The sequence below is a fragment of the Rhizobium sp. BR 315 genome (genome assembly GCF_050577975.1).
In the GTDB taxonomy this organism is placed as follows: Bacteria; Pseudomonadota; Alphaproteobacteria; order Rhizobiales; family Rhizobiaceae; genus Rhizobium; species Rhizobium miluonense.
This window is the reverse complement of record NZ_JARWKZ010000004.1, coordinates 253,874-279,904: the sequence shown is the minus strand read 5'-3', so window position 1 is coordinate 279,904 and position 26,031 is coordinate 253,874. Positions and strand designations below refer to the sequence as shown.

The window sequence follows — 26,031 nt, the reverse complement described above, 5'->3', positions numbered from 1 at the left end:
CCAACCATTTCGGGGTTTAGCCGGTGCCTGCAATATTAGCGCAGGATAAATGCCGCTGCTTCCCTGACCGCCGCAGACTGATCGAATTCAACCTGCCGCGCATAGTGCTGCCCAGCATCTATCGGCAGCGAGTTCCGGCCGACACTGTCCAGGACGACGCGCCTTACCAGCGGCGATCGATCCAGGATTGCTCTGTCTGCGACTTCCGCTGGTGAAACTGTGCAAACAAGCTCTCGGTAGCTATAGGTCGGGATCCGGCGCTTGAGATTATAGCGCTTGTCGATCCAGTCCCAACGAAAACCGGACCGCCATTTTGCCGTCCGGTCGATGAGCGCCTCGGTCGCGATCGCTCGCACCACCGGATTCACCGATTTGGTAGAGATGTCCCTTAGGTGGGCATCGAGCAAGGGCATGCGCAGCGCGTGGCGAAGCGTCGACGGCGTTGGGCCTGTCGTTTGCTGGATCAGAAGCTTCGCGAGTTCACCCGTAACGTCTGGTCGGGCGTAGAGTTCCCCGATCATGGATCGTTCAGGCTCGCCCCATCGCTCCCAAACACGCTGCCGCCTCAGTAGATCCAGCGCAGCGCGAGCGATAATATCGGGTGGAGTGAGCGGAAACACGCGCTGCGCACAGAAGTATGCTGCCGTGCGAACCGGTGCGACCCAGTCATTCATTCGCCACATGACCGCTGCGGCAAGAAAGGGAGATTGGAGGCCGCCCGTAATCTTGTTGAGGGAAGCTTCACGCAGGTAGCCATCGCCATGGAAGATGTAAATGAACTCCAGGCCGGGCGTTTTTTTGAGAAGCCTCAAGGACGCCTGCGGTTTCGAGAGTCTGGTCCAGAAGGAGCTGGTCGGCACCGCATGGAGGTCGCTGTCGTGGCGGATTTGAACAGACACAGTTGCGATCGATGCGGGCGGAATCCTCTTGAATTGCTGGAGGATTGCCTCGATTTCGGTTTCCAGTTCAACGCCCTGATGCAGCGATCTGAGTAGGGCGCGCGTCTCGGGCGATAGAACCTCGCGATTTCTATTCATCGGTTATTTCCTGGCTCGAACCGTCGAATACACGCGAGACCTTGAGCCGCGCTTCCCAGTAGTCGAGGAACTGCCGGGCGATCTGGGGGCTTTCGATGAAGGTGACATTCTCCGCGTTTCGCTTTTGCGCCGCCTGCGTGAAGTTATAGGAGCCACCGATCACCAGACGGCTATCGATGACGAGGATCTTGTTGTGTGCGATTGCGGGCTCGAAATCTATCCAGACCGGGATACCGGCAGCCTCAAGTAGGGTTGCTCCCGAATATTTGCGGTCATTCACCTTATCCAGGATTGCCAGGACCTCAACCTCCCGCCGGGCAGCCCGCTGCAAGGCATGGATGATCGGAAGCGAGGTGAAGCCATAGGCTTGTACGCGGATCGAAGACTGCGCCTTGTCGATGGCGTCAACGATGCGGGCGTCGCACCGTTCGGCTGGAGTGAAGCACACGGAGACGATAGCGTTTAGGTGTTGTTCCGCAAGCGTCTGTGATGCTGAAACGGAAAAAGCGAGGGCAACGAAAAGAAATCTCATGCGGGTTGGGTATCAGATCATGGATACAACGCGCAATTGCGTGTTGTTGGACGAGGCATATCACCGGATGGCGTAGCTGGAAACGTTCACCCAAGTCTCATTGGTAGCACGTTTGAGATCCGTCGAAGCGGCCTCATGAAGGACCCGCAAAACTCGTGCGCGAACTCTCGCATATCTATGATGGCGCTGGAGTCCTGTCCTCGCAGCGGTTGAAGAAGGAATAATATTCGGAAATCAACAGACATGGTACGCAATCAGCGATATATGCCAGACTTTGTTAGCAAGTAAGAATAGTATATCCTAGCTGAGCTCGTTCCCTTTAATCTGCTCCATTGTTCGCCAAGTGGTCACGATCTTAAGATGTTATATTTAGAAGTCTGATGGCCGCCCTGAATATCGGCGTTAAGCTCTAAGGATTCTGTCATGAAGAAGATTATCGTATTGGCCTTGCTTGCATTCACGTCTCCTCTTGCGGTGCACGCTGCGACCTTCAAATTTCCTGAGGAAAAGCCTGTCGCAAGTATCACCATTCCAGACAGCTGGAAGCCAGAGGAAACCGACAGCGGTGTCCAGGGAACCTCTGACGATTCTGCGGTCTATCTTTCAGCCGACGTTGCCAACAACAAATCCATCGATAAAGTTGTTACCGATGCGATCGATTTTCTCGCAAAGAACAAAGTAACGATCGACCCCTCTACTAAAAAGGAGACACCCACTACCGAGGTCAACGGCTTGCAGATGGGCACCTTGGAGTGGGATGGAAAGGATGAGGACGGTCCAATTAGCGTCGGCTTGCTCATCGTACAGGTGAGCGCTGACAATGCTCTCGTGGTGACGTACTGGGGAGACAAGGGGAAAGAAGACAAGCACGATGCTGAAGTCAAGGCAATCGTCGCCTCGATCAAGCCGGTTAAGTAACTTCGTCTGAGGCAGTGGTCAACTTGTCACCACTGTCCCCTGGGAGCGTTGAACTCCGTCCCGATTTGCACCTTCTTTCCGCCTGGCAGTTACCCGGCCGGGCGGAGACAGACCTATGAAATGCTTCGTTATTTTGAACCAACTATGTGTCATCGCAAAACGGCAATTGGGGTGAACTTAGTAGGGAGTTCAACAGGGCCCGACAGCGTGCTTTTAAGAGCGGCCATCGGACCCTGTGCTTCCCGGTTGGAGTGGCGTGCGAAGCGGTAGAATTGACCTATAATCTACCAGAGGTTTATTTTAGCTACCTGAACGGGCGGGCGTTCTGGCCTCTGCCGCGACCTTGTGATTTAGTCGTCGTTTGAGTGTTGTCACTGTCCGTTGCTTGAGGAGAGCGTTGAATTTATGCGAGTTTTGGACTTATCTGACGTTTCTCCCGGCAGCCCGTACAAGCAGTTCGATGCGCACGAAGCCATGCGGGGTCTCAGCACCAAACGCGTGGAGGCAGTCGGCTGCGCCACATCGACATTGGTTTGCTGCGAACCCAATCATGCATTTGCCGAAGCTGCTCGCCGTGCCTTTTATGATCATCATCCTTTGATCATACGCCCGGATGATATCTGGTTCTGCATCGCTCAGGGCCTTGCAACGCACGTCTCGCTGAATAGCGAGGCGCTACGTTCCCAGTTTGTCGCGCACGAAGGTCGAAAAAAGCTTCAGGTTTCGCGTCCGGATTTCTTTCTCGGTCAGGACAATCCATGGCCAGAAATGTTCTCGGCGTTCTCGGAGCAGATCGCTCAAAATATTCCACAGCTGAAAGATGTCCTGGGAGTCCGTTTTTCGACGACGACAGCCATGGAGGCGGCCGCGTTTGATCTGTGCTGGATGGATGCTTTCAAGGACTATTTCGAATACGAGATGCGTGCCGGTTGCGGCATCCCTCAGATCATCCTGCATGGAACAGCCGAAGATTGGCGGTCAATGATTCCTCGTCTGCAGCAGATGGCGCAATACGGATTAGAAGAGTGGTGTACGACCCTGATTCCCGTTCTGGAGAAAATTGCCGATTCGGCGGCAGGCAATATAGATCGCAAATTCTGGTTGTCGTTCTTCCGCTATCTGGCAGGCTCCGGTCCCGCCGAACTGACGGGCTGGATCGTCACCTTGTTTCCTTACCTGATTATTGACTGGCGCACGGGAGCGCTAGGTCCGAACAAATATCTGTTGGCGTGGCGCGAACGTCTCGAACGGTCGTTGGAACGTGGCGGCCCTATTGGCGATTGGATGATGGAAACGGAGGGGCCGGGGCTCGGATCACTCCCGCAATCATTGGCAAGTGCCCCGCTGCGGTTCATCGATGTTCGTGATGAACGCGAAACGAATTTGAGGCTTGTGGCGGGGATGTTTGGTGTTGCCCAGGCTTCCGAAAACAATGCGCTGTCTGCATCTTTCGGATGGTCGGTAGTCTATGATGACGCTGAAGTCCGGTCTCGGCGAGAGTTTGTTAAGCTAACATTCTAGTCTTGCGCCTGGATGCCATAAGGACGCTTGGCAGAAGGAAAATGGCGGTGCGGATAGGCAAAACGAATAAGCCCGGAGGAATGATACCGGGAATGCGGCCCGTGCCGATGCTAACCGGACTCATGCGATGGGTTCAGATCCCACACCGCCAACTATAACTTCCCGCAGGAGCAAGAATTCGGTCGCCTGGCGCTGATCATTGAATTGTGTTTGACGGAAAGCCACGCCAAATCCAGACAACACCGTCGTACCAATCTATCGCGGCCTTCGCCCGCGAATTATTTTTATATCTCTCGCGTGATGAGCTGTAGAGTGCGCCAATGAGAGCTGGGAGAAGCGCAAACGGTATGATCGTGAAGACGTCGGGATAGAAATATAGTCCAAGGGATGTCGAACCCACCAAGACAAGTCGATAAGCCCACAGATGTTGTTGTATGAATGTTATCATCGTTGCATTGGCGGGTGGCGGACTTTCCGGTGAAGGGCTGCTGGCTTATGTTGGTTGTCCTCAACATAATAGCCGCTCAGAATTAAGAAGCGCAAAATATTTCTACGGCAATGCTTGGTTGCTTCCTTCTCCTACTGGCCTGATTCATCTCGGTAATTTCAAATCCCCTAAAACTAAGGGAATAAATTCACGTTGCGACCCATCTTGACTCGGCCCTCGATTGGGAACAGAACGGGAACATACATCATTTATGACGACATCAGGTCGTGCTTCTACCCCCACGAACCGAAAGGATTCAGTGAATAATGGCGGCTGCCCGCGAGCACGTCATATCGGACCTCCGTACCCGCATTGCTGCACTGGAGCGGAATGCCGAACGGAAAGCAGACTATTTGCCGTTTGGAGTTCCGGAGATCGACGCGGTTCTTCCTGGCGGTGGCTTGGCTTATGGCGCATTGCACGAGTTTGCCGGTGGCGGGGCGGGCGTCGTCGATGGTGCCGCCGCTGCCTTGTTCGTGGCCGGAATTGCCGCCCGAACCAAGGGCAAGATCGTCTGGTGTCTGACCCGCCCGGACCTGTTTTTTCCGGCGCTGGCACAGGCTGGCCTTCATCCTGATCGGGTCGTCTTCGTCGAGGCCGACAAGGAGGAGGATGTTTTGGCATCGATGGAAGAAGCCTTGGCGTTTGGCGGGCTTGGAGCCGTCGTGGGTGAGATCGTCCGATTGCCGATGGTGGCCTCCCGCCGTCTGCAGTTAGCCGCCGAAAAGACCGGGACCATGGGGCTGGCGGTCAGGCGCTGGCGCAGGCAGACGGAGGCCAGTGACTTTGGCCAACCGACGGCATCGACGACACGCTGGCGGGTGAGCCTGCTGCCGTCGGAAGAACTTCCGGTCCCAGGCGTTGGTCGCGCCAGGTGGTTCCTGGAATTGATGAGAGTGAAAGCAGGCGAATGCGCCGAGTTTATCGTTGGAGCGTGTGATGCCTCGGGTCGTATCGATATGTCTACCGGACCTTCCGACCGACAGGATCAGGCGGGTAGATCCCGCCATATCGCCTGAACAGCCGGTCGTCGTCATCTCAAGAAGCGGCTCCAAACGCTGGGTGTCGGCGGCAGACGCCATGGCACGGAAGGTGGGCGTCCGCGTCGGCATGAAAGCGGCCGAGGCACAGGCCCTGTTCGGCGGCCTTCTTATGATCGACGCTGATCCCTCCGCCGATATGATGGCGCTCGAACGCATCACGCTGTGGGCACTCACCCAGTATTCTCCCATCGTGGCCATGGACGGGGTCGATGGGATCGTCATGGACACGGAATGCGCGGATCATCTGCAGGGCGGAGAACTGCCCATGTTGACCGGGATTGCCAATCGGTTTCGGGCGAAGGGGCTGACGACCCATGTGGCGATTGCAGACACCTGGGGTGCGGCCCATGCCTGCGCACGTGCGATCAACCGCCAGATCGTCATCATCCCGCCTGGAGAGACTGCTCGTGCCGTTGACCACTTGCCGGTGTCACGTTTGCGGCTGCCGGACAAAATCATCGGAGATTTACGGACGCTGGGTTTTAAAACCATCGGTGAGCTGTCGGCAACGCCGCGTGCACCGTTGACTCTTCGGTTCGGTCCCGAAATCGGCAGACGGCTGGATCAGATGTTCGGTCGGGTATCGGAGCCAATCGATCCCATCCGAACGCCCGAACTGATCGAGGTCAGCCGATCTTTTGCCGAGCCCATCGGCGCTGCGGAAACCATCAACAAGTACGTCGGACGCCTGATAGTACTGCTTGTCGCCGAGCTGCAGCGTAAAGGGCTGGGGGTACGGCGGACCGACCTCATTGTCGAGAAGGTCGATGGTGTCAGGCAGGCAATCCGAGCGGGAACGGCCAAGCCAGCCCGTGATGTCGCCTGGCTGACGAAACTGTTCCGGGATCGCACTGAAAAGATCGAACCGGGTTTCGGCATCGAGAAGCTGACGCTCGTTGCGATCATGACGGAGCCGCTTGGCGACGAGCAGCGGTCGTCGTCATTGGTCGATGACACCGACGAAGACATCACGCCGTTGATCGATACCTTCGGCAATCGCGGGCAGCGCGTCTACCGGATAGCGCCGGTCGCGTCCGACGTTCCCGAACGCAGTATCCGAAGGATACCGGCGGCTTCCGAAGACGTTGCGGAAGCATGGGTTCATCATTGGCCACGGCCGGTGCGTCTGCTCGCACAACCCGACCGCATCGAGGCCATTGCGTTGCTCCCGGACCATCCACCTGCCAGCATCACCTGGCGCGGCAAACGACGGAGAGTGAAGCGTGCCGACGGACCGGAGCGGATTTTTGGCGAGTGGTGGAAGCGCGATAGCGAGTTGGTAGCTGTTCGCGACTATTTCGTCGTCGAGGACGAAGGCGGTGAGCGCTTCTGGATCTATCGCAGCGGTGACGGCATCGATCCGGAAACGGGATCGCATCGCTGGTTTCTGCATGGGATCTTCGCATGAGATACGCCGAGTTGCAGGTCACGACCCGTTTCTCCTTCCTTCGCGGAGCATCATCTGCCGACGAATTGTTTGCGACGGCGAAGATGCTTGGGATCGAAGCGCTGGGCATCGTTGATCGCAACAGTTTAGCTGGGATCGTTCGTGCCCTCGAAGCATCGAGAGCCACGGGGCTTCGTCTGGTCGTCGGTTGCCGTCTCGATCTGCAGGACGGCATGTCCATCCTGGTCTACCCGATCGACCGTGCAGCCTATTCCCGCCTGACCCGGCTGTTGACCCTCGGTAAAGCCAGAGGAGGGAAGGACAACAGCATTCTCCATATCGAAGACGTCGCTCTCTACGCCGAAGGCTTGATCGGAATCCTTGTGCCCGACCTGGCCGACGAGACATGCGCCTTCCAGTTAAGGAAACTGGCCGAGATTTTCGGTGATCGGGCCTATCTTTCGCTCTGTCTCCGTCGACGGCCGAACGACCAGATGAGGCTGTACGAGCTGTCCAATCTTGCTGCTCGTTTCAAGGTGCGGACCGTGGTGACGAATGATGTGCTGTTCCATGAGCCATCGCGCCGCCAGCTTCAGGACGTCGTCACCTGCATCCGCAACAAAGTGACGATCGATGAGGTTGGGTTCGATCGCGAGAGGCATGCGGACCGTTTCCTAAAGCCGCCGGAAGAGATGGAACGCCTGTTTCCACGGTATCCGGAGGCTCTCCAGCGGACGATGGAGATCGTCGACCGCTGCAAGTTCTCTCTGGAGGAGCTGACCTATCAGTATCCGGAGGAAGCGATCGTACCGGGCAAGACCGCCCAGGAATCCCTGGAACACTATGTCTGGGAGTGCATGCCGAACCGCTATCCGGAAGGGTTGCCGCAATCGGTGCTGAAGGTGGTCAGGCATGAACTCGATCTCATCCGCACCATGAAATACGCACCGTACTTCCTGACGGTGTTTTCGATTGTCCGCTATGCCCGCAGCCAGGGCATTCTCTGTCAGGGACGCGGTTCGGCGGCGAACTCTGCCGTCTGCTACATCCTTGGCATCACCTCCATTGATCCGGAAACCAACAACCTGCTCTTCGAGCGCTTCGTCAGCCAGGAGCGCGACGAGCCGCCCGACATCGACGTCGATTTCGAGCACGAGCGGCGAGAAGAGGTTATTCAGTGGATCTACAAGACCTATGGCCATGACAAGGCGGCCTTATGCGCCACCGTTGCCCGATACCGGGCGAAAGGAGCAATCCGGGATGTCGGCAAGGCCCTGGGGCTGCCGGAGGATGTCATCAAGTCCTTGTCGTCTGGCATGTGGTCCTGGTCGGACGAAATCAGCGAGAAAAATGTCCGGGAACTGAACCTCAATCCGGATGACCGTCGTCTTGTCCTGACGCTGAAACTGGCGCAGCAGCTCATGGGCGCACCAAGGCACCTTGGTCAGCATCCCGGCGGCTTCGTGCTCACCCATGACAGATTGGACGACCTGGTCCCCATCGAGCCAGCCACCATGAAGGATCGCCAGGTCATCGAATGGGACAAGGACGATGTCGAAGCGTTGAAGATGATGAAGGTCGACGTTCTGGCGCTCGGCATGCTCACCTGCATGTCGAAGGCCTTTGAACTCATTCGCCAACATAAGAACATCGATCTGAATTTGGCGAATATCGAGCAGGAGGATCCGGCGACCTACGCCATGATCCGCAAGGCTGACACGCTCGGCACCTTCCAGATCGAGTCCCGTGCTCAGATGTCGATGCTGCCCAGGTTGAAGCCTCGGACCTTCTATGACCTTGTCATTCAGGTCGCCATCGTCCGACCCGGCCCGATCCAGGGCGACATGGTGCATCCGTATCTGCGCAGGCGTGAAGACAAGGAAAAAGTAGAGTATCCAACACCCGAACTGGAGGCGGTCCTGGGCAAAACGCTCGGAGTGCCGCTATTCCAGGAGAGTGCCATGAAGGTTGCGATGGTGTGCGCGGGATTTACCGGTGGCGAGGCCGACCAGCTCCGTAAATCGATGGCGACTTTCAAGCACACTGGGGGCGTGTCGAAGTTCAAGGACAAGCTCATCTCCGGCATGGTGACCAACGGTTATACGACAGAGTTCGCAGAAAAAACCTTCAGTCAGCTCGAAGGTTTCGGCTCTTATGGCTTCCCGGAAAGTCATGCTGCCTCTTTCGCCCTGATCGCCTATGCATCCAGCTTCGTAAAGTGGTATCATCCCGACGCCTTCTGTGCTGCCTTGCTGAACTCGCAACCGATGGGCTTTTATGCCCCTGCGCAGATTGTTCAGGATGCCAGGCGACACGGTGTCGAGGTCCGACCTGTTTGCGTCAATCGGTCTCGTTGGGATTGTACGCTTGAACCCGTCGAAGGCCGTGACCGTCATGCAGTCCGCCTCGGCATGCGGATGGTACGCGGACTGGCAGCTGCCGATGTTGCGAGGATCACAGCCGCACGGATGAACCTACCTTTTGAGAGCGTCGACGACATGTGGCGACGGTCCGGTGTGCCTGCCGCCTCCTTGGTCGAGCTTGCCGAGGCGGATGCCTTCCTCCCATCGCTCAACCTCCAGCGTCGTGACGCGCTCTGGGCGATCAAGGCACTTCGGGACGAGCCGCTACCGCTCTTTGCCGCCACATCCGAACGGGAGGCACGCGCTATTGCGGAACAGCAGGAGCCGGAGGTCGCTCTCCGGCAGATGACCGAAGGGCACAATGTGGTCGAGGACTACGGTCATACGGGGCTGACACTTCGCGAGCACCCGATTGCTTTCCTGCGTCGGGACCTGACCAAACGGAACATCGTCACCTGTACGGAAGCCATGAATGCCCGCGACGGGCGCTGGCTGATGACTGCAGGTCTCGTCCTCGTACGACAAAGGCCGGGTTCGGCCAAGGGCGTTATGTTCCTGACGATCGAAGACGAGACCGGACCGGCCAACGTGGTCGTCTGGCCGACGCTTTTCGAACGCAGTAGGCGCGTTCTCCTGGGATCTTCGTTGATGGCGATCAATGGGCGCATTCAGAGAGAAGGGGAGGTCGTCCACTTGGTCGCACAGCAGCTATTCGACCTTTCCAGCGACCTCTCAGGATTGGCCGACCGCGATCAGTCATTTGCGCTACCCTTTACCAAGGCGGACCACTTCACGCATGGCGGCGGTCCTGATCCAAGGGAGAATCCGAAACGCGAGGTCAAGCCAAAGGGCATGGATACTTCGGACCTTCATATCGACACGCTGAAGGTGAAGAGCCGGAATTTTCATTGAGATCGTAAAGAAGCTGCCTTCGGACTCCGACGGCGGTGGAAGGGCGACATTTCCAAACCTATCGAATACCGATTGGCAAAGTCGCACTCTAGTGAGGGTATCCTGCCAAAGGGGAAGCGATGAATACTTTGTTTCGTGCGGACTTGCGCGAGTAATCGGGTCACCTACAATTTGAGAGAGATCTGTCCAGCCCTGATCATTTCATTAAGCCGGATCGACCAAGCTTCAGCCTGGGGCTTTGGCAGTTTCCAAAGCAGCATAAAGCGGTCCTCATACTCGACCTCGACCGGTCCCCCGGTTTCAGCATCTATCACATGCCAGGAACCGTTTTCGTGCTGACTGAGATGGAACCGAGAAAGGCTGTCCATATTCCGATAATCTCATAGAAGAGGTCGGCTCCGGTAGGGGGCGAAATGACACCGGAAGCCTGCAAGTGGCGTTCCGATTGAATTTTTACGAATCTTGTTGCCTGAGGGCCTTGACTTTCAGGGTGGGACTGTAGTCCGAACCATACTGGTGGTTGAAATGGTACGACCATGACCTCAACATCTTCTCGCGACACTGGTCGGAGGAAGATGCCAACGAAATCAGATCTGAAAGGACAACTCCCTTTGAAACGCATCTTCAAGTCGCTTGTCGCACTTTCCATCTTGTCGGGCTGTACTTCTACCACTGCTACCGCGCCTGCCAAACTCTCCGGCCCGGCCCCGAGCGCGTCCGTCGACAGTTCAGACCTTGCAAAATTCAAGTCCGATCCGAAGACACTGACAGCCACCCGCTCGTTTCCAGAGAGCTTCGATGTGATGTATAAGCGTGTCGCAGGTCAAGCCGACCGTTGTTTCAATGGAGCAAGTGATCTTTATGCCGATCAAGGTGTTGGAGTTGCGTTCAACACTTCCGATCTGAACCACGACTATATCTATTGGGTGAAAATCGAAAAAGCAGGCACAGGTTCGAAGGTTACGGTCTATACTGGCAATAATTGGGCGAAACAGAAATATGTCGACTCTATGTACCGTTGGGCCTCCGGCGATACAAAATGCACCAAAGGCTGGATTATTTAAGGCCGCCTCCTCCGGCCCGCTCTACATCGGATAAATCAACAGGCCTTTGGGTGTATCGTGGGGAGGGAGATGCATCTTCATTATCGTGACTAACTCTTCGTAATTGAAAAAGTACCGGTGCGGCATTTTGTAAACGCTGCCGCAATATGCTTCAGCGCCAGGCGCAAACCTTGGCGCTGTCATTAATCCAGCAGCCGCCGTCACGGTGCAGGTTGCCCAAGTTCTCGTGGGCGTGAGAGGCAGCTGCAACGCCATTCCAATATCCAGTCGCTTCGTTTGGTGCGCTGGTGGTAACGTAGGCAAAATACTTCGCCTTTGGATCGTCGGTGCCGATCGAGAACGACCCATCACTATCGGGAGAATAATTACAGCGCCCTTGCATAAAGATTTGGCCGTTCACTTCCAGAAAGCAGATCACCTGCGACGCCTGCACAGGTGTCGAAATCGTGAGAAGCATCAAACCTGCGATAACCTTCGACCTCATTTCCATTTCTCAGCCCACTCCTTGAGTTCCAGCCTTGGTTTTGATGGCCACTGTTTGACTTCGGGCCGGACGACTGGTCACGTCAAGAAAGGCATTACATCCACCCCGTCGCCGGGAAAAATGGTGATGTGCGGGTGGTTCTCGAACAGGCGGGCGGCGGCGTCAGCGCTCTCCGCTTCGACCACCAGGTAGCCGCAGAAAGAATTCACAGCATTGACGACCCCGTCCTTCGTTATGCGTGTCGTCTTGCCCACCATTCCGCCACGATCAAGGATGGACGAAGCATTCCTTTCTTCCCACGCTGCCCACTCTTTGATGCCGACGGCGTCGACTGCATCCTGCTCGGCTTTAGGCAGGTTTCGAAAGGACGCCAGGTCGTCGGGCTTCATGGTGCAAACGGCAAGAAAGCGGGGCATCGGCACATCCTCCGTGTGTCTTGAAGGCTGCCAACTTACACGCCTCGCTTCGGAAATCACACTCAGACAAATAACGTGGGAGTTGGAACGGCAGCTTTTGGCGGATACTGTTGAAAAAGTCGGTTTTCTATAACGTCTGATTTTTGGCGTGCCGTAGAGGCGCGCACTGAAACTTGACGTGGAGACCCTCTTACTCTTGCAGTCGAGCGGCGCGTCGGACGCGTAGCCGAACTGAGACAGCACTAACGGCAACATTCGCCCAATCGCGAAATGACAGACTTTTCCACGAGCCCCGATTGTGGACTTTTTCAACGATATCCTTCAATTCCGGACAACGACCTTACTGCATTAGTGTTATTTTGAACGCAGACCGTGTACTGATATTTTGTAAAAGAACACGGCTCTCAGAGAACGCGATGGCCAATCAGCCTTGGAATCCAGCAATTGCCATCAGCGCCGAACTGCAACCGGGGGAGACAGTTCGATGGACAGGAAGGCCGACATTTTTCCCGATGTTTCTCACTCATCTCATGAGTTTTGTCTTTGGAATTATCTTTGCGGCGTTCGGAGGTGGTCCCGTGATACCAGTCGCCAAGGCGATCATTGCTGGTGAAAGCCCCGAAGGCATCTGGCCAGCGCTATTCTCGGCCGTGTTTTTTGCTATCGGTTGCTTGATCATCGCCAAGGCACTCGTCGATACGGTGGCGACACGGTGGACAGCTTACGCCGTGACGGACAGGCGGGTTCTCATTATCTCGAACCTCATTCGGAAGCGCGTGCTGTCCTTCGGCCCCAGCGCGATCAATGCAGTCGACGTCAGCGAGAATTCGGGCGGTTCGGGGACCGTCGTTTTCCGTCACGAAATCACCAAAAGCTCGGATGGAGACGGTACGCTCAAAATGGCTTTCATTGGAATCGAGGATGTCGGCAACGCGGCGCGAGAAATCGAACGACTAAGACTAAGCGGGCAACCCGCATATTCCGCGAACGGCCGCGACCATCGATGACTGTGGGCTACACTCCGGGAAAAGGTGTGCCGAATTGATTGGCCGCATGCAGGTCGTTGCCACTATAGTTTCGCTCGCAACCTTGCCGTTGTTCGAAACGGTGGCTGAAGGCGCTGCGCTCCAAACCGTGCCCGTTCACTTCGGAACGCTATTCGACGGAACAGACCCCGTGGCAGGTGATGTGACCTGTCAGTTGGAAAGACCTTGCGTGCTTCTGGACAATAAGCACGCCAGCCCTCCGCTCATCCATCCAATTCTCCTGACAGGATGGCTACCTGTCGGAACAGCTCGACGTCGGCTGTGGGAAGACAAATGCTCCTTCCCACTGGCAAGCCAACCGTTATCTCTCGGGGTGGTCGCGAGTTCGATATCTTCGAAGGCGGAAACAGCGGGATGGAGATGTCTCTTGTCCTAAAGCTGCTGAAACGGCTAGGTCACTTATCGCTGATGGTTTGGCGGGAGGAACTCTAATGCCGTCTGGGCGATCTAGAGAAGACGACTTGAGAGACGCGAACGCCGACGGTTTACCCTCCCTACCGGACAAGTTGCCATGACAAACGATAAGTATCCGACGATAAAACTGAAATACAGCCTCTACAAGACCGGAGCTTGGATCGTGGTCCTTATCCTTGTTCTGATCGCCCTCGGTTTTGACGCAAGCGGCCACCCTGTCGAAACCGGGCCCCATTCAATTACCCCGACTGGAGCGTCGATTGCCTTTGTGTTCATTGCAGGGTGCCTAATTTTTGCCTATTACCAGCTTCTACAAAAGATGAAGAGAAATCCCGCTCTCGTCATCAGCAAGGAGGGCGTAGTCTTTCCCCGATTCACCTCACAGCTCATCCCCTGGACACTTGTCAAAGACATCGGCTTGCGATCCGTCGGGAAACGGAACGGGCAGGTCGTGGAGCTTTTGCTTCGGGACGACCTCCCCGCCGAACTGAGGAGCGAGGTCGCGAGAAAGCAATGGCTGAATTTTCGGAAGGACTGCATCGTCGTCACTGTGGTCCCATGGGGATTTTCCGGAATGAGCGAAGCCAGGATAGTCGAAGCATTCCAAAGCTACTATCGAGAATTCGCCTCTTGAGCTTAATGGCAAGTTCGGCCCAGATCGGTTCAGTCCGTCGTCGGGTGCCTTGCTTGATCCCGTTGCGGGCGAAAAGCTTGTTCCCCGGGCATCGTCGATCAGGTCGCCCGGCAACGGTCTGCTCAGCCCGATCTCGGCCGCTCGCCTCAGATTATCCTGCACGGTACTGCGTGCTATTCCTAACACGTCTGCAATCTCGCGGGAGCTGGTCCCCGCACCAGTGTTAAATCCGGCGTAAAGGGAACTTTATCTCGCCAAGCCGCCAACTCGGAAACGCCGTCGCACGATCGAGACGAGCCTTTTTCAACGGTATCGGCGCGTTCCTGCCGTCAGTTTGGCTGTCGTCGACAGGAACCGGGCATCTCACAACTTCGGACTACATGGCCATGGTTGCGGATGCGATCACCTCGTTGCTGGTAGTCACGGCAGCGATCTTATCGCGCATATAATTCACGCTCACACGGGAATGTTCGTCATCATATGAACCGATGCAGTCGCTCAGCAAGACCACGCGGAGGTCGCGCTGGTAGGCATCGATGGCGGCCATACGGATACAGGCGTGGGTATTAATCCCGCAGATCAGGATTTTTTCGATGCCGCGCTCGGTTAGATAATCGTGCAGGTCAGTTCCAAAGAAGGCGCTATATCGCTTTTTGACGATTGTTTTGTCCGTTGCCTGCCAGTCGAGTTGTTCGTGCAATGCGGAGCCGCGCCCGCCCTCGATCACGATGGAAATTGCTCCATCGCGCATTTCCAGAAACGCGTCGCTCAAGTCGGCACGGAACTCGGTTCTTACCCAGATAACGGGCAAGCCTCGCTCGCGAAAAGATGCCACGACCTTGTTTGTCTGGGTGATGAGCTGAACGACCTTTTTCGGATCCCAGCGGTCAAGGTAGTCATTCAAGAAATCGATTATGAGGAGACATTGTTGGGCCATTGCGCAAGAGTAGGCGGTCACGGCTACAACCATGTGAAGGGCAAGCGGCCTTGCTAAGTGGGAGACCATCACTGGCAAGACGATGCGCGGGAACGGCGTCGACCGCAAATTGGCGCGAAGCTGAACACCACGTCTTCCGAAGCGCGCCCGTTGCAGTCATTAGGTTACCTGCGAAAGAGAACAGTTTTAAAACCGATCAAACAGCGGTATTCGTCCCGGCTCTGCATCTGCTTGAGCTTTTCAATAGCTGGCGCACCTGTTCTTTTCGACAGATGCAGAACCAATCCTTGCCCCAAAGAAAGACCCACATGTGCACCGAAGCTTTTCGGCTCATCATTCACTAAAACAAGATCGAACGGCTTCAAATCGTCGGATACGGCTGTATGCGACGTGTCAATTCAAAGGTCGCTGGATCGAAAGTTGGGCAATTCGAAACCAAAATGCCTCAGGATCGAATACGCGTAACGGCGTCCTTTTCTCGTTTTCTGCAACCGATAAGATCACCCCATCAACGAGGTCGTCAACGCCATGAAACTAGCCCACATCAATCTGGTCGCCCGAGATGCTGAAGCGCTCGCGGCATTCTACGTAAATGTCTTCCAGTGCGAGCATCTTCGTGAACCCAGGATATTGTCGGGAGAAAAAGTATCGCGAGGCAATGGGGTTTCGAACTCCGAAATTTATTCGATCTGGCTGAAATTCCCCGGGATCGATGTTCCGTTCCTGGAGATCCACCAGCACAACGTCACGCATGATCGGAGCCTACCGAGGGTCAATGAACTTGGCTTTGGCCACTTGTCTTTTCAGATGGAAGATATTGGCATTGTCCTCTCAGCAATCACCAATGCTGGAGGCTCGCAGATCGGCGAAATCACGGACTTTGGAACGTCGGACAAGCCATTTCTAATTGCTTACACACGTGATCCCGAGGGAAACGTCGTGGAACTGGAGCAGCCTTGACGATGGCGCGGTGTCCTAAACGCTCCGACAACGGCAATCACTCAGAGCGTTCGAACTTCGGCAAGCCGCTTCACCGCGTACTCGTCCCGCCAGCAGATCGGGTAACGCTTGCCAAATACCGCAGTCATCCCGGAAGCAGAAGTGTCGGCTTATGTTTGGGATGTATTGAGAGCTGGAGTTAGCTCATTGTAATCCTCGCTAAATCGGCCTCGCGTCAGAAACAACTTCAGAGCTTCCTGCGCCACTGGTTTGATCCGTTCAGCGCATCCTGACTGGATGTATTCCGCCTCGCTTTGGAAGTGCAGTGCTTCTATTGTGATGCCCTCCAACATTCGCCCCAAGTCGTTGACGGCCTGTTCTTCCTCGTCCGTGAACGCGCTATTTGGCCACCTGATCAACCGTCCATTATCCCAGTAGTCGTAAAACGCTAAAAAGAACTCTCTGTAATTGACCTCAACCAGGCCTTTGCTTCCCCGAGCAAGAACCTCGATGGCGTCGATCACTCGATTTCGCAATCGTTGTTCAATCACACGATCCGAAACTTCTTCATCCATATCGGACACTCCGTTGAGCAGTCGCCTGCCCAAACAGTAGTGGTTTTAGTGGAAGTCGCAATGTCAGCTTGCGCCGCCATGCTACCGCGCAACTCATGAGGCGATCAGCAAATCTACCAATGACTTCGGTCAAGGTGCGGGCGGCACGCCGCTAACCGCCATATTTGGCACTCAAGTTCATCTCTGTGCCCGGGCAAATTGTCCGTGGATCTCGTGGCAGATCAACTTTGCGGTAATGTCATTTGGAGTAGTTAGAAGACGAGTGTCTTATTTGCGGGGGGCACAGGTTGTGGATACAGAGGTTCTTTCGTGGCCCTTCATCGAAGGCGAAAGCTGTTGGGCCGTCCGGTGATGCGGTGGCTAACCTCGCTGCACACCCTGAAGGCAATCTCCAACCAAAGTTCGTCGTTGAAGCTCCGGTGGCGCTTCCCGTCTGGTTTGATTTTCCGTCGCATCACAGCAAACCTGTCACTTATGACGGAGTTTTCTGGGAGATCGAACCATGGGGCGAATATCTCTATTATCTTGCTGGCGCGTTTCAGAAAAATCATAAAGGACTTCTGCGTTTCGGCACCGCTCCATTGGAAATCCGCGCGGAACGCAATTTTGAGACCGATGTCATACGTATAGGTTTACAAGATGCAGATCGCGTGCACGCGCAGGCCCGCAGTGCCAAGCCTTGGCAAGGGATGACCGTGGGGGACGCCTGCGACCTCTTGCTACCGGAAGCGCGTGCATCCGGCGGTGAGTTTTGGATCGGAGAATTCAAAAGCAGCTCTTCAGATATCCTGGAGGGTCGCTCGCGCTTATCGCTTGGCTTGCGCTCTCAAACCGGCGAACCTTATGCCGAAGTCATCTACGAACGATACTATCCAGCTGCGACTGGTGACCAAGAACCATTTATCTTTGAGGTCAAAACCCATTGTCGGCTCGCTGACATTGTGGTCGATGACGTTATCAGGCTACATGAAGAAGTAGCGGCCAACTATCGAGAGGTGCCACCGACGCGTGTCCGTGGCGCAATAAATGTGAGCTGATCAGCACATTATCGTTGAGACTCTATTCTGAATTGGCGGCTCCGATAGGAGGACCGCGATGATTACAACTCAGATGACTAAGCCGAGGTCATCCAAAAACAACATTGCGGGGCTCGACCATGATCGCCTCAATCCCCGATGCCTCATCGTCGAAGAAAGAACGCCGTGCGCTCCCCAATCGATAGTCATCCCATTTGTGCTCGAAACAAAACCATTGAGCTTCGCCGTGCCCCACGTCGTATCCGAGCCCGCCCCATTTTACACATCCTGGAAATTCGCAGAAGTGATCTGCGAGCGTCATCTCGTCTGCAGAGCGTGCGATTTTTGCGGTATCGTCAGCCATCAGGGAATCCTTCAAAGGTGAACGCAACCGACCCCAGGAACCAAGTGGCCACTCTGGAATCACCGAGACAGGGTAGGGATGCCGTGGTTAACGGAGGGTTTTCCCGTTCAAGTTTGCTTCGTTGTAAGCACCGATAACCCTAAGCACGGTGCGGGCTTCACTGATGCGACGCTGGAACGCGTCCGATTTGGCAATAGCGCCATCTTTCTGACGTTGATCAAAAACATCTTCGCCCAGGAAAGCGACGAGATCCCGAAAGACCTCCGCATCGTGGGGCGTGATTGTGTAGCCGGTCGTTTGCATGGTGCATGTTCCCGTTCCCGCCGTTTGCCAGCGGGTTCCATCCTTCGAGTTTTCGGTTGCTGTTAGGCCGCGTTCAGGTCAGCTATTTCGCCATGCTTCACCAGCAGGCGAGGGGATGTCATGTCGCCGGTTTCGTCATCTACCATGACCGCATAGGCTGCGACACCGACAAATCGGTCAGACATGGCCGAAGCAATCTTCTCAGCGCTTACGGCGTTAGACGCTTGGCGCATCTCGGCAGGCACAAGATTCCCGCGATTCATACGGTATGGGAGGATGATGAATTTCTCGGCGGTGCTCATCGCGTCTTCCTAAATTTGTTCTATAAATGTTCTCATTTTGGAGGAGAGTCAAGCCAAAGGGTTGGCGGCGAGAGAGGAGGCTCTGAAGTCCTATTTCCCCCACTGCAAGATTCGACAGTTGAAATGTCTCGCTGCCGGTGATCTCATCTCGCGCATGGATAGAAAGCTTGCTGATATGAAACTGAGGCCTTGGCTCCTAGCTGAACTGCGCCAGCTTGGTTACGAGACGCCGGGTGATATGGTCCACCTAAGCGTTGCGGAAACTCTCAGAATTCCTGGCATGGGCGGTCGCGACTGGCACAAGATCGCCGATGCAGTACTCCACTCGACGATCGGCGGCATGCAGAACGTCTGGCTGATTGTTAGGCGGTGGCGGCTCGATCACGCCCCGTCCGAAGTCGGATCGGTTAAATCGGCTCATGAAAGAGCCTGGATCACATTCCGATCCGCGCGTGAGTAGCCATTGCAATCAAATCGGGAAGACTTCCGCCGAAGGATCGATATAAAACCGGGCATTGTGCTCGCCGCACCAATCTTCCAGCTCCCGCTTTAACGTCGGCCAAAGGAATCGCGCCCATTCTGGCCCACGTCGTTCCCATTCGGCTTCGGTAGGAAGATATGCAGACAACACGCCGATCGTGAGTTCGAGGACGAAGGAGCCGCCGCTTCCAGAAACCACCAATTCTTCTTTCCAGCGTGGGTGAAAGCGAAACTGCTGCTTTGTCATGGCCAAGCCTTATACATACCCGGAAGTCAGCGCAATCTCTCCTCATGGATAAAGTCAGATAGGCGAGGAGGAGGCCTACCTCTCGGAGCCTGACAGCCGGATAATGATCTCAGCATTGTTAATCTTTTCCTTAAAGCTGAGTGATCGAGGTCGGGAAACGGGTCTGCTGTCAGCTACACTCGTTTCGTTGCAATGATTCGAAGACGGGTTCGGTTGAAAGGGCGTTGGCGCGTGAAATGGCTGTCAAAATTACTTATTTTTGTGGGCTTGATCATTGCTGTGATCGCGGGCCTCGCAGTCTGGCAAAGATTCGCGTCCTGGGAAGATGAATTCAGCTATCGCGTCGAGGCTACTTTCGACGAGAATGGGACCCCAATCGTCGGTTCCAATGTCGTTCACATTACGGTGCGCCGAAACATCCCCTGCGTTGGGATGTGCGGGTACACCATTGTAGTTCAAGGACAGGCAATTCCCGTCAAGCTTTCCAACGGAAAATATGTGTTTGTTCTCCTCGGCGTGGACGATCACTCGTTCAGAGCCGGAAACATGCCATTCCAAGCATTTAGGGCGCTTCCGCCTTATAAGAAGATAAGCGAACTTCCCCACACCCCCGTGAGCGTGCCGCCTGAATATATTCCCACAATCATCTACCTCGACGATCTGACGAATCCCGGCAGCGCAGTCATAGCGAACCAGGACAATCTTCAAACTCTGGTCGGGGAAAACGTGCGTCTGACGAGCGTTTCGGTGAAGCTGACAAACGAACCCGTTTCAACGGGGATCGATAAATTGCTCCCCTGGACCAAGAAGCAGGAAGTGGCGCAAACGTCGAACGGAAACATATCGACGTCGCATGGTCTTTATCCAGAAACGGACAACAGAGCGAAGCCATTGCAATCCGACTATGCGCGATTCCTTAAAAGGAATGATTGGTAACGGACTGATCCGCGCCGAATTGGCCGGAGAACCCAACTTGTGAGTAGCAGGGTGAGTTTGGAGAGAAACTTAACCGCCAGGTGGAAGGAGTGGCCCAATCAAGACAAAATTCAATAGCAGCTTCGCACCTTTTGCAGGCTACAGTGACATCGCACGCGCCGAGCAACGGGCAAACACCGTGAGCGACCCAATTCGAAAAGCTATACAGGCCGGAATTGTCGGCCTCTGCTTCTCTACTCCCGCAACTGGTACGAAGTTGAGCGGGCTGGAACTGCGGCAACGCGTTGGCGCGAACAGAGCATTCGAAATTGACGGCAGCGCACTCATATATAGTAGAGAACACGTGAAGGCTCTGACGTCTGCTGGCTTGCGCGATGCGTTGTTGGCTGTTGCCGAAAACGCCCATTACACCGCTTATGATTAGATGCCGCGAGGCTTCAGCTCCTTTAACGCCTTTATCAGCGTTTTGCTTGGCGGTGCTTGCGCTGCATCATGATAAATCATCGCAACTGTCTCGAAGAGAACGTCAACCATGATGTCGTTGAAAGAGATAAGCCAAAGCCGTGGTTTGAGAGAGCGCCATTTGCCCGTTTCCTCGCCGCCAATCACCTCATTGAAGGCCCACGGACTGACCGGGTATCTGCACTCCCCCAGCCCCTCAATATTGATAGGGGCTATTCGGAAATCGATCGCTCGCCCGAACTTGAGAACGACATTGCCGCCTCCCGCACGCACTGATGCTTCGTAGCACAAGAACGCATTATTGCCGTCATAGAAGGTCGCGGGGTTTTCGACCGTTCCGATTTCAGGAAAGGGCTCCGGGGCACTTGATACGGGCATGCTTCTTCTCGGCTGGGTGTGAAGGAAGTCGAGTCTCGGATCAGTACAATTTATAGCTGTTATCGATGGGACGCAAATCGAGGGGCGAGAAGTTCCTCGCTCTGATCCAGGGCCATCCTAACAGACGGGCAAACCGGCAGCCCTAACTCAAAAGCCACTTGACAATAAGGGGGTTCGTTCTGTATTTGTTCCGTCCATGACAAACCTTGGCCGCCTCATACGTACTCGCGAAGCCATATGATCCACCTCAGCGTGGTCATGCTTTCTCGTTTATTGTATCGGAGTGGCAAAAATGGGCGAACTGCTGTCCCATCGCGCGGAAAGCCGCGCTTCTCTTCCATCGGGTTTGAACACCGTCCGATCAGCCGGTCCGCTCGCGTTCAAAAGTGAGCTGGCCCGTGATTACGCGTCTCTGCTTGACCTAGACGACCAGCTCCAAAGCTGGACTTGTGGTCCGATTTTCGGCAACGCGGAAGGCGAGCAATTCACCGCCGACTTTCAGGTCATGTACGGCAACTCCATCGAGATCGTTACGATCGAGAACCACACGCAGCGAGTGCCTTCCTGGTTGCCGCAGCGGATCCACGATCTTCGGCATGGTTATCGCCACGTAGATCGGTCCGCGATCCCGCCGGTCCGTTTGCAAAACGCCAAAGATCTCTTGCGATACGCCAGGGTCACCGTGTCGCTTTCTGATCGAGTTCGTCTGCTGTCCGCTCTCGACGAGCAAGGAAGCCTGAGCCTGGCGGATTGCCAGTCAATCAACATGACGGGAAGGGCGGTGCCGCTGGTTGCGAGCCTCTTCCTCCATCGCTTCATTGTCTTCGACGACATAGACGAGCTTCCGCTCGGACCGGACAGCCGCATCCGACGCCGCTGATCTTCATATCCAAAAATTGAAACCCTGGTGCAGCCACCGATGAAAGGTAGGTTCGTGATGACTCGTAAGCAGGATAGTTTTCGCGCGGCTACAAAGTCCGCTGAGACCTTCGCCCATTATTGCGCGATCCAGAAAGCCCTGAGACCGCAGCGCAAGACGAACCCTTGGCTTTGCGGGATCACAATCCTCAGGGTCCCGGACGGACAAATTGCTGAGCTATACCGCGAAGCGGCGGAGGCTGTGCTCTTTGCGGGTAAGAAACCGGCTTACAACGAAAAGGAGCAATGCCTGATTGTCATCGATGACGCTTCGCCATTTCAAAAAGTGTCGGAGAGGGACCACGTATACTCATTCAAGCATTCCCTGGTTGTGGTCGCTCGGGACTTCGAAATCCCTCCTGACTGGCAACTGGCAGCGAATTTTATCGGCGACATCGAGAACGTGACCGTCAGACAGGTGCGATGCGCACTCCTAAACGCTTACGATCTAATTGCGACAGATGAACAGATTGCTGAGGCGCTTAAAATCGCCCCCGACCTGATGTGGAAAGCGATTGCGCGAGGACGATCCTTCAAAGAAAGCTTAAGGCGATTGAGGTCACTTCCCGCCGCAGAGCCAGCCTCCGTGCGGGGGAAATCCGCGCCGAAGCAGAAGGGCTTAGAAGACTTGGCGGGATACGCCGAAGCGGCGACGTGGGGACTGCAGCTCGCGAAGGACTTGGACGATTGGCAGGCCGGAAGAATTGCCTGGGCCGACGTCGACAAGGGCGTCCTGCTTCAGGGTGAGCCAGGAGTAGGCAAGACCACCTTCGCTCGTGCTCTTGCAAAGACGACAAACGCTCATCTCGTCACGGCGTCCTTGAACACGTGGCAACGGAAGGGGCATCTGGATGATCTTCTGAAGGCGATGCATCGCGATTTTCAACACGCAAAAAGCCGGTCACCCGCGATCCTCTTCATCGATGAAATTGACTCCTTTGGCGATCGACAAAAGCTTGATGATGATAATCGCGACTACAGCATTCAGGTCGTGAACGCACTATTGGAAGAGATCGATGGGTCAGAGGCTAATGAGGGCCTTATCGTGGTCGGCGCTTGCAATAACGCAAGCCGGATCGATCCCGCTCTCCGGCGCCCTGGCCGCTTAGATCGCTTCATTCAAATTCCGTTGCCGAGTCCAACCGATAGACTGCGCATCTTGGAGCAATACCTGGACTATACACTGTCCCAAGACGACCTGGCTCCTGCTTCGGATCGCTTACGCGGAATGACGGGCGCGCACCTGGAACAATTGGCAAGAGACGCCCGTCGATCTGCCAGACGTGACTGCCGCGCGGTTTCGATTGATGACGTCATGTTGCACCTACCGCCGCGAATGATCATTTCACGAGAACATCGCCGGTTCACGAGTATCCATGAAATCGGCCACACCCTCGTTGGCCTTGCGCTCGGCGTCGGTAAGTTTGTCGAGGTCGAGATCGCGGATTGGCTGAATCCTTCTGCCAAAGTGCATGAGCTGGGAGGCGCGCATTTCACGCATTCTGTCCTGGAGCGGCGAGATCGCGATTTCTTTGAACGGCAGGTGGCGATGACTCTCGGTGGAATTGCAGCGGAGATCGTGGTTTTCGGCAGTCACAGCGCAGGCGGTGGCATGATCGTAGGCTCTGATTTGCAGAAAGCCTCCGATCTTCTCACCGATATGGAGGCGGCCGGAGGGATGGGGCACCGGCTGGTATTCTCGGCGGCAAGCGATGCCAACGAGGCGGATCGACTGCGACGCTTCGATCCTCGACTGGCAGAGGCGGTCGAAGCTGGTCTGCAGAAAGAGCTTCAGCGCGCCAAAGCCATCATTGTCGAGGAACGTGCGCTGTTTGACGCGATGTGTGATGCCCTGGCGGAAATGAGTAAGCTGGACGCACTGCAGGTCGGCGAATTGGTTGACGCATATGCAGTATCGTTTCGTACCGGCACGGTCTCCTCGAAGCCTGAGATCAGCTCCAGCATAGCCGCTGAATAGCGGTTGCGCGGCGGCTGCGGCCGCTAACGGAATCTGTCGCCGACTTGGCAGCTTAGCTTAATTAACATCAGCGGGTGAACTATGCCAACGCGAGAACAAGTTCGCGAGCGATTGACCATTCGTGTGCAAAACCGGCTCCAACTTTACTGGGATCGCCACCACCGGGTGTTTGGGCTGATGCGCAACTGTGTCAAGCCTGTCATCGTCAGAGGCATTTTGCGCCGCAGGACCAGACGTCTTCTCGATCAGGATATCGAACGCGTGGTTGAGTGGCTACATGACGCTGTAATGCATGATGCCCACTGGCTGCAGAACGTTGACGACGCAGGCAAGCCCAAGAAGATCATGAAATGCGCCTCGATTGAACAGTTGCTTGTCGAAGTTGCGAAGGCGGAGCGGCAATCAGGAAGAAAATTTGGACCCCAGGCCACGTGTCCGGGCGAACAATGCATCGCGGTACTCGACGACGGCTATACTATCGTGAGGCTGTCCACACCGGAAGCCTTGGATTGGGAAGGCCAACGGATGGACCACTGCCTGGGCTGGGGGCGATACGATTACTGTCTGCAGAGCCCAGGCAGCGCCTTCCTGTCCCTGCGCGACCGTTTCGGAAGGCCGCATGTCACCATGTCAGTGGTGAACCGGCGATACATTATCAACATGGAAGGAAAAGGAAATCGGCAGCCCATCGATCGATATTTCAACATTCTCGCTCCCTTCTTTTCGCGCGAGGGCTACAAACTAGGCTTGGCTGCGTTCGAACTAGGACGCGTGCTTGACGAAGAGGGCGTCTGGCACAAGCTCAGCGAGCTTCCACCAGACCTCCGCGTTCCGGGCAGATTGAACCTTGGTCACACCGCTCTGCGGAGCCTGCCATCGAGACTGTACGTGAGCGGTTGTTTGCTCATCGGCTCCAGTCTAATTGCGGAAATCGGCGAGGGGCTGGATGTAGGCGGTCTTATCATCGGTGATGCACCTTTGGCTGCCTTGCCACCGAATACGCGAATTCGAGGAAACCTCGACCTTCGCGGCACCCAGGTCACGCAGCTCTCGGACGGCTTGCGCGTCGACGGCAATCTTTTCGTCGGGTCTTTGGTATCCAAGCTACCGGCCGCCATGACCGTTGACGGCAAGATCAATCTTGCAAGGGCCGCCGTCACCTCTTTGCCAGACTGTATCTCTGATGATCAGGTGATCGTCACCGAAGACCGGAGAATGTCGGCGTTGGAGTTTCGAAAGAGGAACTATAATAGCTGATCGACCTGTTGCGCCTGCTACCAATTTGTCGCAAATCGCTGGATCGCTAGGCCCAAGTCACACCCGTGCCAGCAACATCACCGAGTTGCCTCCTTATCTCGACGTGGCTGGCCTACATGCCGGGGGACTGGGATCAAGTGGTTGCCGCCGCACCTCCACGTTCGCTGGCGGTTTCGATCTCTGCGCTCAATGAAAATGCTCCGTAGGATTGCGTAAAGGATACATCTTTACGTTGCCTCCACTTGATGACGGTAAGCCTCCTTTCCAGGAAAAGGAGAGGCGTAGATGACGAACAAGAATCCTGACAACAACGATGATGACGAAGAAGGCGGTGACGGCACTTCCGGATCGCCCATAAGCAATCTCGTTCCGAAGCCTGGTTTTTGGAAGAGCGATAACAGTACACCGCTGCGCAAATCGAACACCTATCAAGCTCATTCGATCGTCCAGTCAGTGTCGATGGCCGGAAACGATGGGTTTGATCCTAACAATCCTGACACATATCCGCCGCTCCATACTCTCTCAATTAAGAAGGTCGAGAACGGGTGCAGTATTGCGCTACATAACGGGTGGCACCTCGTGTACGATGAGGATCATAACCCAATCGGCGCCTCCATTGATTTCGAAGGTGCCCTAGTTATCGCGAGAGCGCCAAGGCCCGGACGTGGCTATAGCCGATAG

27 protein-coding genes are annotated in these 26,031 nt (G+C 55.4%); 16 read left to right on the top strand and 11 right to left on the bottom strand.

Annotated features, from left to right (window positions below; all coding sequences use genetic code 11):
• Positions 1–35 precede the first annotated feature (35 nt).
• Both QD409_RS07435 and QD409_RS07430 read right to left on the bottom strand, forming a co-directional pair.
• Positions 36–1,037, bottom strand: a complete 1,002-nt coding sequence (locus tag QD409_RS07435; protein ID WP_430762262.1) for a hypothetical protein — start codon at positions 1,035–1,037, stop codon at positions 36–38.
• Complete coding sequence (locus QD409_RS07430) at positions 1,030–1,569, bottom strand: phospholipase D family protein (RefSeq protein ID WP_430762261.1); 540 nt, start codon at positions 1,567–1,569, stop codon at positions 1,030–1,032. Before QD409_RS07430 ends, QD409_RS07435 begins: the two co-directional genes overlap by 8 nt.
• Before the next feature lie 423 nt (positions 1,570–1,992).
• On the opposite strand from QD409_RS07430, the gene QD409_RS07425 reads away from it, so the two are divergent.
• From QD409_RS07425 to QD409_RS07395, 7 genes are all read left to right on the top strand, one after another.
• The gene (locus QD409_RS07425; protein ID WP_430762260.1) at positions 1,993–2,487 is read left to right on the top strand and encodes a histidine kinase; all 495 of its coding nucleotides are present in this window, start codon (positions 1,993–1,995) and stop codon (positions 2,485–2,487) included.
• Positions 2,488–2,892: 405 nt separating this feature from the next.
• Entirely contained in the window at positions 2,893–4,008 is a 1,116-nt protein-coding gene (locus QD409_RS07420) for a DUF4419 domain-containing protein (RefSeq protein WP_430762259.1), read from the top strand.
• A 434-nt stretch (positions 4,009–4,442) separates the two neighbouring features.
• Positions 4,443–4,664 carry a hypothetical protein gene (locus tag QD409_RS07415; RefSeq protein ID WP_430762258.1) on the top strand — a complete coding sequence of 74 codons (222 nt, stop codon included), beginning with the start codon at positions 4,443–4,445 and terminating at the stop codon, positions 4,662–4,664.
• 97 nt (positions 4,665–4,761) lie between these two features.
• A complete protein-coding gene (locus QD409_RS07410; RefSeq protein ID WP_430762257.1) occupies positions 4,762–5,514 on the top strand; it encodes an ImuA family protein in 753 nt (250 codons plus the stop codon).
• Complete coding sequence (locus QD409_RS07405; protein WP_430762256.1) at positions 5,435–6,946, top strand: Y-family DNA polymerase; 1,512 nt, start codon at positions 5,435–5,437, stop codon at positions 6,944–6,946. Before QD409_RS07410 ends, QD409_RS07405 begins: the two co-directional genes overlap by 80 nt.
• Positions 6,943–10,200, top strand: a complete 3,258-nt coding sequence (locus QD409_RS07400) for an error-prone DNA polymerase (RefSeq protein ID WP_430762255.1) — start codon at positions 6,943–6,945, stop codon at positions 10,198–10,200. The genes QD409_RS07405 and QD409_RS07400 overlap by 4 nt, the downstream gene beginning before the upstream one ends.
• Before the next feature lie 611 nt (positions 10,201–10,811).
• Positions 10,812–11,264, top strand: coding sequence for a hypothetical protein (locus tag QD409_RS07395; protein ID WP_430762254.1), 453 nt, complete (start codon positions 10,812–10,814; stop codon positions 11,262–11,264).
• A gap of 151 nt (positions 11,265–11,415) precedes the next feature.
• Here the strand turns inward: QD409_RS07395 and QD409_RS07390 are convergent, their stop codons facing one another.
• Together QD409_RS07390 and QD409_RS07385 are read right to left on the bottom strand one after the other, a co-directional pair.
• A complete protein-coding gene (locus QD409_RS07390) occupies positions 11,416–11,754 on the bottom strand; it encodes a hypothetical protein (protein ID WP_430762253.1) in 339 nt (112 codons plus the stop codon).
• A gap of 71 nt (positions 11,755–11,825) precedes the next feature.
• Positions 11,826–12,164, bottom strand: a complete 339-nt coding sequence (locus QD409_RS07385) for a hypothetical protein (RefSeq protein WP_430762252.1) — start codon at positions 12,162–12,164, stop codon at positions 11,826–11,828.
• Between the two features lie 416 nt (positions 12,165–12,580).
• On the opposite strand from QD409_RS07385, the gene QD409_RS07380 reads away from it, so the two are divergent.
• Together QD409_RS07380 and QD409_RS07375 are read left to right on the top strand one after the other, a co-directional pair.
• Positions 12,581–13,171 carry a hypothetical protein gene (locus QD409_RS07380; protein WP_430762251.1) on the top strand — a complete coding sequence of 197 codons (591 nt, stop codon included), beginning with the start codon at positions 12,581–12,583 and terminating at the stop codon, positions 13,169–13,171.
• A gap of 550 nt (positions 13,172–13,721) precedes the next feature.
• On the top strand, positions 13,722–14,258 hold the full coding sequence (locus QD409_RS07375) for a hypothetical protein (RefSeq protein ID WP_430762250.1): 537 nt from the start codon (positions 13,722–13,724) through the stop codon (positions 14,256–14,258).
• Positions 14,259–14,634: 376 nt separating this feature from the next.
• Here QD409_RS07375 and QD409_RS07370 read toward each other — a convergent pair whose 3' ends face one another.
• On the bottom strand, positions 14,635–15,195 hold the full coding sequence (locus QD409_RS07370; RefSeq protein ID WP_430762323.1) for a cysteine hydrolase family protein: 561 nt from the start codon (positions 15,193–15,195) through the stop codon (positions 14,635–14,637).
• A gap of 528 nt (positions 15,196–15,723) precedes the next feature.
• On the opposite strand from QD409_RS07370, the gene QD409_RS07365 reads away from it, so the two are divergent.
• Positions 15,724–16,155, top strand: a complete 432-nt coding sequence (locus tag QD409_RS07365) for a VOC family protein (RefSeq protein WP_430762249.1) — start codon at positions 15,724–15,726, stop codon at positions 16,153–16,155.
• A 149-nt stretch (positions 16,156–16,304) separates the two neighbouring features.
• Here QD409_RS07365 and QD409_RS07360 read toward each other — a convergent pair whose 3' ends face one another.
• Positions 16,305–16,709: a hypothetical protein gene (locus QD409_RS07360; protein ID WP_430762248.1), complete on the bottom strand. Its 405-nt coding sequence runs from the start codon at positions 16,707–16,709 to the stop codon at positions 16,305–16,307.
• Positions 16,710–17,065: 356 nt separating this feature from the next.
• Here QD409_RS07360 and QD409_RS07355 point away from each other — a divergent pair, with 356 nt between their 5' ends.
• Positions 17,066–17,746 carry a hypothetical protein gene (locus tag QD409_RS07355; protein ID WP_430762247.1) on the top strand — a complete coding sequence of 227 codons (681 nt, stop codon included), beginning with the start codon at positions 17,066–17,068 and terminating at the stop codon, positions 17,744–17,746.
• A gap of 88 nt (positions 17,747–17,834) precedes the next feature.
• On the opposite strand, the gene QD409_RS07350 is transcribed toward QD409_RS07355, so the two are convergent.
• The 4 genes from QD409_RS07350 to QD409_RS07335 all read right to left on the bottom strand — a co-directional run bounded on the left by QD409_RS07350 (position 17,835) and on the right by QD409_RS07335 (position 19,421).
• Positions 17,835–18,089 (bottom strand): hypothetical protein, encoded by a 255-nt coding sequence (locus QD409_RS07350; protein ID WP_430762246.1) that lies wholly within the window; start codon positions 18,087–18,089, stop codon positions 17,835–17,837.
• 87 nt (positions 18,090–18,176) lie between these two features.
• Positions 18,177–18,392 carry a hypothetical protein gene (locus QD409_RS07345; protein WP_430762245.1) on the bottom strand — a complete coding sequence of 72 codons (216 nt, stop codon included), beginning with the start codon at positions 18,390–18,392 and terminating at the stop codon, positions 18,177–18,179.
• Positions 18,393–18,454: 62 nt separating this feature from the next.
• Positions 18,455–18,694 (bottom strand): hypothetical protein, encoded by a 240-nt coding sequence (locus QD409_RS07340; RefSeq protein WP_430762244.1) that lies wholly within the window; start codon positions 18,692–18,694, stop codon positions 18,455–18,457.
• Between the two features lie 469 nt (positions 18,695–19,163).
• The gene (locus QD409_RS07335) at positions 19,164–19,421 is read right to left on the bottom strand and encodes a hypothetical protein (protein WP_430762243.1); all 258 of its coding nucleotides are present in this window, start codon (positions 19,419–19,421) and stop codon (positions 19,164–19,166) included.
• Positions 19,422–19,652: 231 nt separating this feature from the next.
• Between QD409_RS07335 and QD409_RS07330 the strand changes: the two genes are divergently transcribed.
• Positions 19,653–20,357 carry a hypothetical protein gene (locus tag QD409_RS07330; protein ID WP_430762242.1) on the top strand — a complete coding sequence of 235 codons (705 nt, stop codon included), beginning with the start codon at positions 19,653–19,655 and terminating at the stop codon, positions 20,355–20,357.
• A 420-nt stretch (positions 20,358–20,777) separates the two neighbouring features.
• Here the strand turns inward: QD409_RS07330 and QD409_RS07325 are convergent, their stop codons facing one another.
• The gene (locus QD409_RS07325; protein WP_430762241.1) at positions 20,778–21,197 is read right to left on the bottom strand and encodes a hypothetical protein; all 420 of its coding nucleotides are present in this window, start codon (positions 21,195–21,197) and stop codon (positions 20,778–20,780) included.
• 292 nt (positions 21,198–21,489) lie between these two features.
• Here QD409_RS07325 and QD409_RS07320 point away from each other — a divergent pair, with 292 nt between their 5' ends.
• From QD409_RS07320 to QD409_RS07305, 4 genes are all read left to right on the top strand, one after another.
• A complete protein-coding gene (locus QD409_RS07320) occupies positions 21,490–22,077 on the top strand; it encodes a hypothetical protein (RefSeq protein ID WP_430762240.1) in 588 nt (195 codons plus the stop codon).
• A gap of 39 nt (positions 22,078–22,116) precedes the next feature.
• On the top strand, positions 22,117–24,093 hold the full coding sequence (locus QD409_RS07315) for an AAA family ATPase (RefSeq protein WP_430762239.1): 1,977 nt from the start codon (positions 22,117–22,119) through the stop codon (positions 24,091–24,093).
• A gap of 111 nt (positions 24,094–24,204) precedes the next feature.
• The gene (locus QD409_RS07310; protein WP_430762238.1) at positions 24,205–25,350 is read left to right on the top strand and encodes a hypothetical protein; all 1,146 of its coding nucleotides are present in this window, start codon (positions 24,205–24,207) and stop codon (positions 25,348–25,350) included.
• Between the two features lie 285 nt (positions 25,351–25,635).
• On the top strand, positions 25,636–26,031 hold the full coding sequence (locus QD409_RS07305) for a hypothetical protein (protein WP_430762237.1): 396 nt from the start codon (positions 25,636–25,638) through the stop codon (positions 26,029–26,031).